The following is a 13,900-nucleotide window of genomic DNA, read 5'->3' on the forward strand; positions in this document are numbered from 1 at the left end:
CACCGACCAGTATAGTTTTCGGCATGCCCTCCCCCACCGCCGTCGGTTTCCGACTCAACGCCGCCACCGGCACCCATCGCGGGGACCGGGCCTATCAGCAGGATCAGGTGGCCGTCATCGCCCACCCGCGCATAGCGGGCTGCATGATGGGCATCGTGGCAGACGGCATGGGCGGCAAGAGCGGCGGGCGCAAGGCGGCCGACCAGGTCATCCTGACGGCGCACCAGCTGTTCGAGCGCTATTCGCCCGAGGATGAGCTGCCTGCCGAGCTGCTGAGCCAGATCACGGCGGAGGCGCACCTGATGATCAAGCTGACGGCCATCTCCGCCGAGGAGGAACCGCACAGCACGATCGCCGGCTTCGTCATCACCAGCGACCGCTGCGTGCACTGGATCCATTCCGGCGACTCGCGCATCTACTGGTTCCGCGGCGCGCGCCTGGTCAAGCGCTCCATGGACCACTCCTATGTGCAGCGCCTCGTCGACGAGGGCCAGCTCACCGAGGCCGAGGCCAGCTCGCATCCGCAGAGCAATCTGCTGACGGCCTGCCTGGGCACGGTGCAGGATCCGACGTCGACGTCAGAGCGCTTCGAGAACCTGGAGGTCGGCGACACGTTGATGTGCTGCAGCGACGGGCTCTGGCACTACTTCACCGCCCAGGAGCTGGGCAGCGTGCTCTACAGCCTGCCGCCGCGGGAAGCGGCCGAGTTGCTGGTGAGCAAGGCGCGCCAGCGCGCCCGGGGCGGCGGCGACAACCTGTCCGTCGCCATCGTCAAGCTCGAGAACCTCGATTAGCGGCCGCTACCGCGACGCGGCTGATGCGCCCGGCAACGGCAGGGGCGCAGCCAGCGGCTTGGCCCTGGCCTTCTGTCTGGCCTCGTGCTCGGCAATGCGCTGCTGCTGACGCTTCTCGCGCACCTCAGCCTGTTCGCGGCGCTTGGCCGCCTCGGCCTCGGACTTGTTTTCGGCCTGCTGACGGCGCCGTGCCGCATCTTCCGGGCCGAGCGCGCGGGGCGTGCGGGAGGCGGCCACCGCAGGTGGGGCTGGCGGCGGCGCCGTGAGGATGCGCTCGCGCTTCTGGCCCTCGTCCTGAGACGCGGCGAGCTCGCGTTCGCGCACGCGCTGGGTCTGGGCTGCCGCGCGGGCACGACGCTCCTCGGCCGCGAGTTCATTTTCCCGTCGCACCAGCGGTGCCAACGCCTCGTGGCGGCGCCGACGCAGCTCATCCAGGCAGGCAGCGACGGAAAAGCGCTGCTCGCAGTCCAGCTTTTCCTGCGCGAAGCGCTGCTCGATGGCGGCGCGCTGGACAGCGACCTCGGCACGCGTGGCCGGCTGAGGTGCTTCCGCACAAGCCACCACGGCCGCGAGCCAGAGCCCCACCAGCAGGCCGCCGCGACAGCCGGCGGCCACATCAAGCGGCCGCCGTGGAACCGGCTTTGCCGGGCCACTGGCGGCGCCCCCTCGAAGGGGGCTGAGGCCGGACACAAACGGCACGCCGTTTGCGCCTGCCGAAGGGTCGGCCCCTCCGGGGTCGGCGCGGCCTGCAAGGTGCGCGAAGCGAGTAGGGGGTGGCCTCATGTGAGCGAAGTATCAACCTCGCGACGGGCCAAGGCGAGGTATTCGGCCGAGCGCATTTCCTGCAAGCGCGACACCGTGCGCGGGAATTCGTGAGCCAGCGGCCCTTCGGTGTAAAGCTGCTCCGCTGGCACCGCGGCCGAAATGATGAGTTTGACGCGGCGGTCGTAGAGCACGTCCACCAGCCAGGTGAAGCGGCGCGCCTCGCTGGCCAGGCGCACCGGCATCTCCGGCACGTCGGACAGGATGACGGTATGGAACTGACTGGCCAGCTCGAGGTAGTCGTTCTGCGAGCGCGGACCACCACAAAGCGTTGCGAAATCGAACCAGACGACACCGCCGGCACGCCGACGCGCGTAGAGGGCGCGGTGCTCGATCATCAGCTTGCGGTCCTCGTCCTGCGCTTCTGCGAGGGACTCGAAGGCCTGGGTAAGCGCCGCTTCCGTCGACTCGTTCAGCGGCGTCAGGTAGAGGTTCATGTCCTCCAGGGTGCGGCGCCGGTAGTCGGTGCCGGCATCGACATTGATGACCTCGAGGTTGGCCTTCAGCAGCTCGATGGCTGGCAGGATGCGATCGCGGTGCAGGCCGTTGGGATAGAGCCCGTCGGGGTGGAAGTTGGACGTCGTGATGATGGACACGCGGTTGCGGAACAGGGCGTCCAGCAGGCGGTGCAGGATCATCGCGTCGGTCACGTCGGCGACGTGGAACTCGTCGAAGCAGATCAGGCGGAAACGCCGCGCGATGCGCTTGCCGAGTTCCTCCAGCGGGTCGGCAATGCCCTTGAGTTCCTGCAGCTCGCGGTGCACCTCGCGCATGAACTCGTGGAAGTGCAGCCGAGTCTTGCGCTGCAGCGGCACGGCCTGGAAGAAGCAGTCCATCAGGAAGCTCTTGCCTCGGCCTACGCCGCCGTACATGTAAACGCCGCGCGGGATGGGCGGGCGCACCAGCAGCTTGGTCACGGCATTGGCGCGCCGCGCCTTGTAGCTGGCCCATTCGTCCTGGCAGCGCTGCAGGGCCTCGATGGCACGCAGCTGCGCAGCGTCGGCCGTGAAGCCGCGCTCGGCGAGGGTCTGCTGGTAAAGCTCAGTGACTGAGGTCATCGCAAAAAAAGGGGCGACTGTCTGGCCGCCCCTTTCGATTCGCTACGTGCGATCAGAAGTTCAGCGTGCGCTTGTCGACGGCCAGGGCCGCTTCCTTCGTCGCTTCGCTCAAGGACGGATGCGCGTGGCAGATGCGTGCGATGTCCTCGGCCGAGGCCTTGAACTCCATCGCCACCACCGCCTCGGAGATCAGCTCCGACGCGAACGGGCCAATGATGTGCACGCCCAGGATCTCGTCGGTCTTGGCGTCGGCCAGGAACTTGACGAAGCCGGTCGTGTCACCCAGCGCACGGGCGCGGCCGTTGGCCAGGAAGGGGAACTGGCCGGCCTTGTAGGCGACGCCTTCGGCCTTGAGCTGCTGCTCGGTCTTGCCGACCCAGGCGATCTCGGGGCTGGTGTAGATGACCCAGGGCACGGTGTTGAAGTTCACGTGCCCATGCTGGCCAGCCATGCGTTCGGCCACGGCAACGCCCTCTTCCTCGGCCTTGTGCGCGAGCATCGGGCCGCGCACGACGTCGCCGATGGCCCAGACGCCCGGCAGGCTGGTCTTGCAGTCGTCATCCACGACGATGGCGCCGCGCTCGTCCAGCTTGAGGCCGACCACATCAGCACCCAAGCCGATGGTGTTGGGCACACGTCCGATGGAGACGATGAGCTTGTCGACCTCCAGCGTCTTGGCTTCGCCCTTGGCGTCGGTGTAGGCGACGCTGACACCCTTCTTGGACGACTTGATCTCGCCGACCTTGACGCCGAGCTGGATGTCCAGGCCCTGCTTCTTGAAGACCTTGGCGGCCTCCTTGGCGACGCTCTCATCCACCGCGCCCAGGAAGGCCGGCAGGCCTTCCAGTACGGTCACTTCAGCGCCCAGGCGGCGCCAGACCGAACCCATCTCCAGGCCGATGACGCCGGCGCCGATCAGGCCCAGCTTCTTGGGCGTGGAGCCGACGCGCAGGGCACCGTCGTTGGACAGGATGTTCTCTTCGTCGAACGGCACGCCGGGCAGCGCGCGGGCGTTGGAACCCGTGGCGACGATGACCTGCTTGGCCGCGATGGTTTCCTCACCAGCCTTGAGTTCATAACCGCCATCCTTGGCGGCAACGAAGGAGCCACGACCGTGGAAGAACGTGACCTTGTTCTTCTTGAACAGGTAGACGATGCCGTCGTTGTTCTGCTTCACGACCTGGTCCTTGCGGGCCAGCATCTTGGCGACGTCCATCTTGACGTTGTCCGCCGTGATGCCGTGGTCGGCGAAGTGGTGGTTGAGCTGCTCGTAGTGCTCGCTGGACTGCAGCAGCGCCTTGGACGGGATGCAGCCGACGTTGGTGCAGGTGCCGCCGAGGGCGGGGCCGCCCTTGTCGTTCTTCCACTCGTCGATACAGGCCACGTTCATGCCCAGCTGGGCCGCGCGGATCGCGGCGATGTAGCCGCCAGGGCCGCCGCCGATGACGACGACATCGAATTGCTTGGTGCTCATGCTGATCGTTCCTTGTTCTTCTTAGATGTCGAACAGCAGGCGGGCCGGGTCTTCCAGCGCTTCCTTCATGGTCACCAGGCCCAGCACGGCTTCACGGCCGTCGATGATGCGGTGGTCGTAAGACATGGCGAGGTAGTTGATCGGGCGCACGACGACCTGGCCGTTCTCGACGACAGCACGGTCCTTGGTGGCGTGCACGCCCAGGATGGCCGACTGAGGCGGGTTGATGATGGGCGTGGACAGCATGGAGCCGAAGGTGCCGCCGTTGGAGATGGAGAAGGTGCCGCCGGTCAGGTCGTCGATGGACAGCTTGCCGTCCTTGGCCTTCTGGCCGAACTCGGCGATCTTCTTTTCAATGTCGGCGAAGCTCATCTGGTCGACATTGCGCAGCACCGGCACGACGAGGCCGCGCGGCGAGCCGACGGCAATGCCGATGTCGAAGTAGCCGTGGTAGACGATGTCGTTGCCATCGACCGAGGCATTGATGATCGGGTACTTCTTCAGCGCCGCGACGGCTGCCTTGACGAAGAAGCTCATGAAGCCGAGCTTGACGCCATGTTCCTTCTCGAACTTCTCCTGGAACTTCTTGCGCATCTCCATGACCGGGGCCATGTTGACTTCGTTGAAGGTGGTCAGGATGGCGTTGGTCGACTGCGACTGCACCAGGCGCTCGGCGATGCGGGCGCGCAGGCGGGTCATGGGCACGCGCTGCTCGGGGCGGTCGCCCAGGTTCTGCTGGGCCGGCGCGGCCACGGCGGGCAGCGGCTTGGCGACCGCGGGCGACGCAGGCACGACCAGCGGCGCGGCGACGGCAGCAGGCTTGGGCTGAGCGCCAAGGGCGTCGCCCTTGGTCACGCGGCCGTCCTTGCCGGAGCCGGCCACGTCGGTGGCAGCCAGGCCCTTCTCGGCCAGGATCTTGGCGGCGGCGGGCATGGCCACATCGCCCTTGTTGGCGGCAGCAGGAGCAGCGGCGGCCACAGGTGCGGCAGCAGCAGCGGCAGGTGCGGCTGCAGCAGCGCCGGCCTTGCCTTCGGTGTCGATCTTGGCGAGCAGTTGCTGGCTGACGACGGTGCTGCCGTCAGCCACCAGGACTTCGGCCAGCACGCCGGAGGCAGGTGCGGGCACTTCGAGCACGACCTTGTCGGTCTCGATCTCGACGAGGGTTTCGTCGATGGTGACAGCTTCGCCGGGCTTCTTCTTCCAGGTCAGCAGCGTGCCCTCGGAAACGGATTCGGAAAACTGGGGAACTTGGACGTCAACGATGGCCATGGTGGGAGGCTCCGTGTTCTTTATTCGGTGTGATGGTGCAGGCGCGAGCAAGCGCAGCGCCGATCGGGGCGCTGCGCATTGCGGTCCTTATTTGGTGAGGATGAAGCCCTTGAGCTTGGCAAACGCCTGATCCAGCAGCGCCTTCTGCTGCTCCTGGTGCAGGTGGGCATAGCCGCAGGCCGGGCTGGCGCTGGCCGGACGGCCGGCATAGCCGAGCTTCTGGCCTTCGCTCATGTTCTCGTGCACATAGTGCTGCACGAAGAACCAGGCGCCCTGGTTCTGCGGTTCGTCCTGGCACCAGACGATGTCGGTGGCGTTCGGGTACTTCTTCAACTCGGCCGCGAAGGCCTTGTGCGGGAAGGGGTAGAGCTGCTCGACGCGCACGATGGCCACGTCGGCGGACTTCTTCTCGGCCCGCGCCTTGACCAGGTCGTAATAGACCTTGCCCGAGCAGACGATGACACGCTTGACCTTCTCGGCATTCAGCGCGGCGTCCTGTTCACCGATGATGGTCTTGAAATCGCCCTTGGTGAAATCGGCCAGCGGCGAGGTGGCATCCTTCGCGCGCAGCAGGCTCTTGGGCGTCATGATGACCAGGGGCTTGCGGAACATGCGCAGCATCTGGCGGCGCAGCACGTGGAAGATCTGCGCGGCGTTGGTGGGCTGCACGACCTGCATGTTGTTGTCCGCGGCCAGCTGCATGAAGCGCTCCAGGCGCGCCGAGCTGTGCTCCGGGCCCTGGCCTTCGTAGCCGTGCGGCAGCATCATCGTCAGGCCGTTGGAGCGGCCCCACTTCACTTCGCCGGAGGCGATGAACTGGTCGATGACGACCTGGGCGCCGTTGACGAAGTCGCCGAACTGCGCCTCCCAGATCGTCAGCGTGTTGGGCTCGGCCGCGGCATAGCCGTACTCGAAGCCCAGCACCGCTTCTTCAGACAGGATGGAGTCGATGACGGTGAACGGTGCCTGGCCTTCGGCCACGTTCTGCAGCGGGATGTAGGTGCCGGCGTCCCAGTTGGCGCGGTTCTGGTCGTGCAGCACGGCGTGGCGGTGCGTGAACGTGCCGCGGCCGCTGTCCTCGCCGGACAGGCGCACTGGGTAGCCCGAAGCCACCAGCGACGCGAAAGCCATGGACTCGCCCATGCCCCAGTCGATGTTGACTTCGCCGCGACCCATCGTGGCGCGGTCAGCGTAGAGCTTGGCAACGAGGTTGTGGGCCGCGAAGTCCTTGGGCAGCGTCGTCAGCTTCTCGGCCAGGCGCTTCCACTCGGCCACCGGAATGGCGGTGTCACAGCTGTCGGTCCACTTCTTGCCCAGGAAGGGCGACCAGTCGGTGGCGAACTTGCTCTTGAAGTTGGTCAGCACCGGGTCGACGGTGTGGCGGCCTTCGTCCATGGCGGCGCGGTAGGCCTTGACCATGTCGTCCGGGCCTTCGGCCGGCAGCACGTTCTGCGCCACCAGCTTGTCGCCATAGACCTTGCGCGTACCGGGGTGGGCGGCGATTTTCTTGTACATCAGCGGCTGGGTCAGCGCCGGCGTGTCCTGCTCGTTGTGGCCCAGCTTGCGGAAGCAGACGATGTCCAGGACGACGTCCTTCTTGAACTCGGCGCGGTAGTCCATGCACAGCTGCGTGGCCCAGACGACGGCCTCGGGGTCGTCGCCGTTCACGTGCAGCACCGGCGCTTCGATCATCTTGACGACGTCGGAGCAGTACCAGGTGGAGCGCAGGTCGCGCGGGTCGCTGGTGGTGAAGCCGATCTGGTTGTTGATGATGATGTGGACCGTGCCGCCGGTGCGGTAGCCGCGCGTCTGCGCCATCGCCAGCGTTTCCTGCACGACGCCCTGGCCACCGAAGGCCGCGTCACCGTGCACCAGCACCGGCAGCACCTGGGCGCCTTCGCTGTCGCCGCGGCGGTCCTGGCGGGCGCGCACGCTGCCTTCAACGACCGGGTTGACGATTTCCAGGTGGGACGGATTGAAGGCCAGGCTCAGGTGCACCGGGCCGCCAGGCGTGGACACGTCGGAGCTGAAGCCCTGGTGGTACTTCACGTCGCCGGCCGGCAGGTCTTCGGCAGCCTTGTGCTCGAACTCGGCGAACAGGTCGGCAGGCATCTTGCCCAGCGTGTTGACCAGCACGTTCAGGCGGCCGCGGTGGGCCATGCCGATGACGATTTCCTGCACGCCGCGCTCGCCGCCACGCTGGATCACTTCGTCCATCGCCGCGATGAAGCTCTCGCCGCCTTCCAGCGAGAAACGCTTCTGGCCGACGTACTTGGTGTGGAGATAGCGCTCCAGGCCTTCGGCCGCGGTCAGGCGGTCGAGGATGTGCTTCTTCTCTTCGGCCGAGAAGGTCGGCTTGCCGCGCGCCTTCTCCAGGCGCTCCTGCCACCAGCGCTTCTCGCCGGGGTCGGAGCCGTGCATGAATTCGGAGCCGATCGAGCCGCAATAGGTCTCGCGCAGGGCCTGCACGATCTGGCGCAGCGTCATCGTCTCGCCGCCGAAATAGCTGTTCACGGCGCTGAACGAGATGTCCATGTCGGACTCGGTCAGGTCGTAGAACGCCGGGTCCAGCTCGGGAATCTTGGGGCGCTCGGCGCGCTTGAGGGGGTCCAGCTCGGCCCAGCGGTTGCCGAGGAAACGGTAGGCCGCGATCAGCGACTGCACGTGCACCTGCTTGCGGGCGACGGCCAGATCGGCGCTGGAAGCCTTGTTGGCGAAGGCGTTGGCCTTGGCGCGCTGGGCGAATGATTCGACGACCGGCGCATGGGCCACGTCGCGCGCCTCGCTGCCATCCACCGCGGGGACATGCTGCAACGCGTCGAAATAGGCGCGCCAGTTGTCCGGGACGGAACCCGGGTTGTCGAGGTAGGCCTCGTACATCTCCTCCACATACGGCGCGTTTCCGCCGAACAGGTAGGAGTTGGACCTGTATTGCTGCATCATCTTTCGCTCACCTCATGCCCCGGTTTCCAGGGAGTTGGCTGGTTGAAGAACCTTCCGCGACACGGCTCGACCGGTTGGCGGATTGCGACCCACCTCTGCTGTTGCCAGGGGCAACTGCAAAAGGGACGGGAAGGAATAAAAGTATCAGGGGCGGACTCTAGCACTCCGGGTTTGCCCGACAAGGTGGACGGGGTGCGACAAAGTTCACGCACCGGGATGCAGCAAAGTTGACTGGCCCGTAAACTTGGTGGTCGCGCCAGCCCCGAGATTGAATGGTTGAACGCGAGGGACATTCAGGAGATCCCAGATGCAAGTCCAGGTCGTTGACTACCGCGCGCCCGACGCCGCGGAGAAGTTCACCCGCTCCCTGCACGAGACCGGTTTCGGCGTGCTGACCAACCACCCGATCCGCCAAACCCTGGTCGAGAAGATCTATGCCGACTGGCTGGCCTTCTTCAACAGCGAGGCCAAGCATGGCTACGCGTTTTCCAAGGAAACCCAGGATGGGTATTTCTCGACCGCCATCTCGGAAACCGCGAAGGGTTCCAAGCAGAAGGACATCAAGGAGTATTTCCACGTCTACCCCTGGGGCCGCATCCCCGAGCAGTTGAAGGAAGACGCCCTCACCTACTACCGCGAAGCCAATGCGCTGGCGGAGGAACTGCTGGGCTGGGTGGAGCGTTACACGCCGCCAGAGATCGCGGCCAAGTACCGCGAGCCGCTGTCGAACATGATCCAGGGCAGCAGCAAGACCCTGCTGCGCGTGCTGCGCTACCCGCCGTTGACGGGCGAAGAGCCGGTGGGCTCCATCCGCGCCGCAGCGCATGGCGACATCAATCTGCTGACCATCCTGCCCGCCGCCAACGAGCCGGGCCTGCAGGTACTGGGCACCGACGGCGCCTGGCACGACGTGCCCTGCGATTTCGGCACGTTGACCATCAACATCGGCGACATGCTGCAGGAGGCCTCCGAGGGCTATTACCCATCGACCCAGCACCGCGTGGTGAACCCGACCGGCGAAGGCGCGAAGAAGAGCCGCGTGTCGCTGCCGTTGTTCCTGCATCCGCGCGACAACGTCGTGCTGAGCGATCGCTATACGGCCGACAGCTATCTGAACGAGCGGCTGCGCGAGTTGGGCGTGAAGACCTGAAGGCCTGCCTTCAGTGCAAAGGGCGCCACGGGCGCTTGCCCGCCGCTACTTTCCGCTGGGTCGCGCTGCAAGCGCTCGGGCTGTCGGCCGGTCAACATAGCGCGCAAAGATCGTCTCAAGCGTGCCGTCGGTGCGCATCAGCTCGATCGCGTTGCGCATCTTGTCGACGTCGACGGCCGCAACCCGCTGGCGCGACAGCACGAGCCCCAGGACTGCGTTGTCCTGCGGCGCGAAGTCGAGGATTTGGACCTTTCCGTCCAGCTGGTTGCGCGTGAGTAGTGGGGCCCAGACCACCGGTTGGCTGAGGAAGGCATCGACGCGCCCGACAGCAAAGACTCTGGCGAGAACTTCCAGATCTGCCACTTCATCGATGCGGCCTTCGCGACGGAGCGCTTCGATCCAGGGGTCCAGCGTTGCGCCATGGACAAAACCCTTGACTACACCCAGGCGCAGAAACTTTCGCGCCCGGAACTCGTCCATGGTCTTCGTCGTGGCAGCCAGTTCGTTGCGCACGATCAGGTAGTTGCGATTGTTCAGGACATAAGGAACGAAGTGCGCAAACCTCTGCCGCTCAGGCGTTTCTATGCCCGAGACCGTCATGTCAAGCGTACCCCCGGCCAGCGCCGTCCAGGTTCGCACGCGGGACTCCATGACTCGCACCAAGGAGCAGCCCGTGCGCCTGCTGACTTCCTCGACGACGTCGCGGTCGATGCCGACGTAGTCGCCTGCGGCATTCTTGAAATACAGCAAGCCCGTTTCGTAAAAGGCCACTTGATACGGCCCGCAGGGAGTCTCATGGGCCTGCAGTCCAGCACTGGCGAACAGGGTCGCCACCAGACAAGTCAGGACCGGCTTCATCTCTTGAGTTTAGAACTCGGACGGCTGGAGGGTGGCCGTTGGCAGGGCCACTCATGGAGATGAAGCTCTCGCAAGCTCCATTGGCATCGCCTGGAGCGCCTGATACACCAGCAGCGACGCATGCGCGTCGTTGGCCGCGTATTGCAGCTGCTGGGGGCTGAGCTTGCGGGTGGCCCAGTTGGAGGTGGTGACTTTCTTGGACTTGGGCATGCGCTGGCCCAGCACGATGGCGACGGCGGCCCTGAGGCCGACGGCCTGCTGGAAACCCAGTCGCCGCACCATGTGCGAAACATCGACCCCACCGCTGAGCTGCACGCCCAGCTTCCTGTGCAAGGGCACGCGGTCGGACACGATGCCGAACCCCACCTTGACGATGACCTCAGACTCAAGGATGGCGCGCAGGAAGCCTGCAGTCTCCGGCGCTTCCGTATGTACGATGAAGGCATGCCCCGCAGTCGCGAACTGCACGATGTGCGGTCCTGTCTGCTCACCGCCAGCGACAAACATGGGCTTGCTCTCGGTGTCGAAGCCGACCTGGCCGGCCAAGCGCAGTTCTGCTTCAGCGAAGTCGCATTGGTCCGCGTCGCGAAGCACGTGGATCCGGTCGAGCGGCAACGCGGGGTAAGGCGGCAACGCTGCTATCTGTTCGCTCGTGGGTCTCTCCATCGCTTCAGTATGACCTCCTCGTATCCACCGCAATCCAATTGATCTCCCACGTGACGCCGCCATCAGCCGAAAACGCCTGCTCGAAGCGGCAGCGGTCGACGCTCAGGGACTCGATGATGAAGCGCACCAGGATAGGCCGGCCATTGAAGCCCTCGGCGCTGTAGAACAGGCCACGCGGGCTGCCGCCGAAGCCGCCCACCATCGGCGCGGCGAGCGTGCCCGATGCTGCGTTGGAGAAGTTGAGCGTCCAGCGCTGCTGCTGCACCTCGAAGAGCCGCAGCGACAGACCCTGGATGCGCCCCTCGGGGCCCGAGACATCCAGCTCGACGAGATTCGCGCGGCCGCTCAGCAACGGGTGCACGAGGGTGGTGCCGACGTACTCCGCCCACACGTCCGAGCCGCTCAGTGGCCGCAGCCGGCGGCGCAGCGACGTGTCCCAGTTGCCGTGCTCGAATTCGAAGTCCTGCGGCGCGCCCACCGGCGTTGGAGGCAACAGGGGCGCGGAGGCGGCGGAAGCGGGCGCGGCGATGGCGCTGACACCGGTGGCCATGAGCGCGGCGGCGGTGCGGCGAGTGTGTTGGGAAGGCATGAACTCGGATGGGTGACTAGACTGACCCGGTTCACTCTATGCAGCACCATGTCCACTGCCAAGAAGGCACCTGCAGGTAACCGTCCTCGCCCGGCGCGTGGCAACGCCATCCGCGGCTGCGCGCTGACGGCGGCGCTGGCGGCCATCGGTGGGCGCTGGAAGTTGTTTGTCGTGTACCGGCTGGCCGACGGCCCCCTGCACTTCGCCGCACTGCGGCGCAGCCTTCCGGATGTATCAGCCAAGGTGCTAGCGGAGCAGTTGCGCGAGCTGCAGGCCGACGGGCTGGTGAGCCGCGAGCGCACGGGGCCTGTGCCGGCCGTCGTGCAATACGCACTCACGCCGCACGGGCTGTCGGTGCTGCCGGTGGCCGAGGAAATCCGTCGCTGGGGCGCGGCACATCAAGCCGCTTGCGCGACCGCTCCACTGGACGTCGCCATCGACGCTCGCGCGACCTGCGGCGTCGCCGCCGCGCCTTGAAGCCACGTCACCTCGCCATCACCACATGCATCGCCTGCCCCGAGCTTTCGTGCTCGGTGACGCGCCAGCCAATGGCCGGCATGTCCAGGCCACCCAGCAGCGACTCGCCGCTGCCCAGCAGCACCGGCGAGATGGCCAGGTGCATCTCGTCGATCAGACCGGCCTGCAGGTACTGGCGGATCGTCTGAGCACCGCCGCCGATGCGCACGTCCTTGCCCGCGGCGGCGTGCTTCGCCTGCCGCAGCGCGGCTTCGATTCCGTCCGTCACGAAATGGAAGGTCGTGCCGCCTTCCATCTGCAGTGGCGGCCGGGCGTGGTGGGTCAGCACGAACACAGGTACGTGGTAAGGCGGATTGGCACCCCACCAGCCCTTCCAGGTCTCGTCGGGCCAGGGGCCGCGCACGGGGCCGAACATGTTGCGGCCCAGGATCCAGGCGCCGACACCCTCGAAGCTGCGCACCGCGAAGCGGTCGTCGACGCCGGTGCTGCCCCCTTCGCTGCCGACCATCTGCTTGAAGGTGCGGGTCGGGAACATCCACTCGTGCAGTTGCTCGCCGCCTGCGCCCAGCGGCGCCTCCAGGCTCTGGCACGGCCCTGCCGCGAAACCGTCGATGGAAATGCTGAATGCCGCGACTCTGACCTTGGACATCTTGAACTCTCTTGTCGTGCGGTGTGGTGGGAGGGACGGTGCCTGCGTGGAGCCTAGCGTCTCGCAGCGTGGACTCAAGCGCCGGGCAACCGCAGGCCGCACAAGCCGGCCACGATGAGTGTCGATACCGCGACCGCGGCGATCAAACCCGCCAGCCAGCCGCGGTTGACGCTCGCCGCCCGCCAGCCATGCGCCAGCAGCACGCTGCGCAGGCCGCAGCACAGGTGGGCGAGCACGCAGAACACGCCCAGCGCATAGTGCGGCAGCAGGCGGATATTCCAGGCGTCCAGCAGCAAGCCTTGCGGCGCGCCCGAGGCCCAGGCCCAGTCGGTCTCGATGCCTCGCAAGGTGCGCGCCGACACCAGGGCCGAGTTCATGTGCGTGAGCAGGAAGAAGCCGAGATAGACACCTGTCATCACTTGCACGGCGCGGTAGACATCCATGCGCAACCGGCTCCAGCGCCAGGCCAGCCACGCGCCAAGGCAGAGCTGCAGCAACAGCAGCGCCACCAGCATGGCTTCGGCCGCGGGCATGCGGTAGACGCCGCGCCCAGCCTTCATGACGGCCGCATGCGCCTGCGGGCCCAGCAGCCCGAACAGGTGGTTGACAAGGTGAAAGCCGATGAAGGCCAGCACCATCGCCGCCACCACGCCATGGGCAGCGCGCGCGGTCATGTCCGCCGGCGGGGCGGTCACGGGCTCGGCCCCACCGGGGGCCGCCCACGCCCACAGGCCGGCGGCCAACCATGCGGCCATCCAAGCCAGCGGCTCGGAGATCGGGCGGCCCAGCACGCCCAACAGGAAGGCGCAGAACACGAACAGCGGCGGCGCCGCGACGCCCAGCAGGGCCAGCCGGCGCACCCGAAGTTCGAAAACCGAGCCGGGCGCCGCGCAGGCTGCGCGCAACCACAGCAGCGCGGCGACCAGTGGCATCGCGAAGGCGGCCAGCAGCGGCAGCGCCGCGAGAGGCCATTGCGTGCCGACGGCATGGAAGGCCCGCAGCCAGAACGGGTAGCTCATCGCCGCGAGGGCCGGCGCGAGTGCGAGGGCCTGCCGGGCCGCGGAGAGCGGTGCCCTGGCGCCCATGTCGGCGGTGGAGGATCGAAGCTGCGTGTCCATGACCCAGACTCTCCCGGAGAATGGCCCGATCCA

13 protein-coding genes are annotated in these 13,900 nt (G+C 66.6%); 3 read left to right on the forward strand and 10 right to left on the reverse strand.

Annotated elements, in window-relative coordinates:
- Positions 1-23 precede the first annotated feature (23 nt).
- Positions 24-794 (forward strand): PP2C family serine/threonine-protein phosphatase, encoded by a 771-nt coding sequence (locus ASC91_RS15350; RefSeq protein ID WP_056198187.1) that lies wholly within the window; start codon positions 24-26, stop codon positions 792-794.
- A 6-nt stretch (positions 795-800) separates the two neighbouring features.
- On the opposite strand, the gene ASC91_RS15355 is transcribed toward ASC91_RS15350, so the two are convergent.
- From ASC91_RS15355 to ASC91_RS15375, 5 genes are all read right to left on the reverse strand, one after another.
- Positions 801-1,409, reverse strand: coding sequence for a hypothetical protein (locus tag ASC91_RS15355; protein WP_056198189.1), 609 nt, complete (start codon positions 1,407-1,409; stop codon positions 801-803).
- A gap of 164 nt (positions 1,410-1,573) precedes the next feature.
- A complete protein-coding gene (zapE, locus tag ASC91_RS15360; protein WP_056198194.1) occupies positions 1,574-2,674 on the reverse strand; it encodes a cell division protein ZapE in 1,101 nt (366 codons plus the stop codon).
- Positions 2,675-2,726: 52 nt separating this feature from the next.
- Positions 2,727-4,148 carry a dihydrolipoyl dehydrogenase gene (lpdA, locus tag ASC91_RS15365; RefSeq protein ID WP_056198196.1) on the reverse strand — a complete coding sequence of 474 codons (1,422 nt, stop codon included), beginning with the start codon at positions 4,146-4,148 and terminating at the stop codon, positions 2,727-2,729.
- 21 nt (positions 4,149-4,169) lie between these two features.
- On the reverse strand, positions 4,170-5,417 hold the full coding sequence (odhB, locus tag ASC91_RS15370) for a 2-oxoglutarate dehydrogenase complex dihydrolipoyllysine-residue succinyltransferase (RefSeq protein WP_056198198.1): 1,248 nt from the start codon (positions 5,415-5,417) through the stop codon (positions 4,170-4,172).
- Between the two features lie 87 nt (positions 5,418-5,504).
- Positions 5,505-8,360 (reverse strand): 2-oxoglutarate dehydrogenase E1 component, encoded by a 2,856-nt coding sequence (locus ASC91_RS15375; protein ID WP_056198200.1) that lies wholly within the window; start codon positions 8,358-8,360, stop codon positions 5,505-5,507.
- Between the two features lie 307 nt (positions 8,361-8,667).
- On the opposite strand from ASC91_RS15375, the gene ASC91_RS15380 reads away from it, so the two are divergent.
- On the forward strand, positions 8,668-9,510 hold the full coding sequence (locus tag ASC91_RS15380; RefSeq protein ID WP_056198202.1) for an isopenicillin N synthase family oxygenase: 843 nt from the start codon (positions 8,668-8,670) through the stop codon (positions 9,508-9,510).
- A gap of 45 nt (positions 9,511-9,555) precedes the next feature.
- Here ASC91_RS15380 and ASC91_RS15385 read toward each other — a convergent pair whose 3' ends face one another.
- Genes ASC91_RS15385 through ASC91_RS15395 form a run of 3 tightly spaced genes read right to left on the reverse strand, consistent with a single transcriptional unit; the run spans position 9,556 to position 11,623 of the window.
- Positions 9,556-10,368 (reverse strand): ABC transporter substrate-binding protein, encoded by an 813-nt coding sequence (locus ASC91_RS15385; protein ID WP_056198204.1) that lies wholly within the window; start codon positions 10,366-10,368, stop codon positions 9,556-9,558.
- A 51-nt stretch (positions 10,369-10,419) separates the two neighbouring features.
- Positions 10,420-11,034, reverse strand: a complete 615-nt coding sequence (locus ASC91_RS15390; RefSeq protein ID WP_162247798.1) for a 3'-5' exonuclease — start codon at positions 11,032-11,034, stop codon at positions 10,420-10,422.
- A 4-nt stretch (positions 11,035-11,038) separates the two neighbouring features.
- Positions 11,039-11,623, reverse strand: a complete 585-nt coding sequence (locus ASC91_RS15395; protein WP_056198208.1) for a hypothetical protein — start codon at positions 11,621-11,623, stop codon at positions 11,039-11,041.
- Positions 11,624-11,671: 48 nt separating this feature from the next.
- Between ASC91_RS15395 and ASC91_RS15400 the strand changes: the two genes are divergently transcribed.
- Positions 11,672-12,100 (forward strand): helix-turn-helix domain-containing protein, encoded by a 429-nt coding sequence (locus ASC91_RS15400; RefSeq protein WP_056198210.1) that lies wholly within the window; start codon positions 11,672-11,674, stop codon positions 12,098-12,100.
- Positions 12,101-12,107: 7 nt separating this feature from the next.
- Here the strand turns inward: ASC91_RS15400 and ASC91_RS15405 are convergent, their stop codons facing one another.
- Together ASC91_RS15405 and ASC91_RS15410 are read right to left on the reverse strand one after the other, a co-directional pair.
- The gene (locus tag ASC91_RS15405; protein ID WP_056198212.1) at positions 12,108-12,749 is read right to left on the reverse strand and encodes a dihydrofolate reductase family protein; all 642 of its coding nucleotides are present in this window, start codon (positions 12,747-12,749) and stop codon (positions 12,108-12,110) included.
- 74 nt (positions 12,750-12,823) lie between these two features.
- Positions 12,824-13,867, reverse strand: a complete 1,044-nt coding sequence (locus ASC91_RS15410; protein WP_056198214.1) for a hypothetical protein — start codon at positions 13,865-13,867, stop codon at positions 12,824-12,826.
- Positions 13,868-13,900 lie beyond the last annotated feature (33 nt).

The organism is Pelomonas sp. Root1237 (genome assembly GCF_001425055.1).
Taxonomy (GTDB): Bacteria; Pseudomonadota; Gammaproteobacteria; order Burkholderiales; family Burkholderiaceae_C; genus Pelomonas.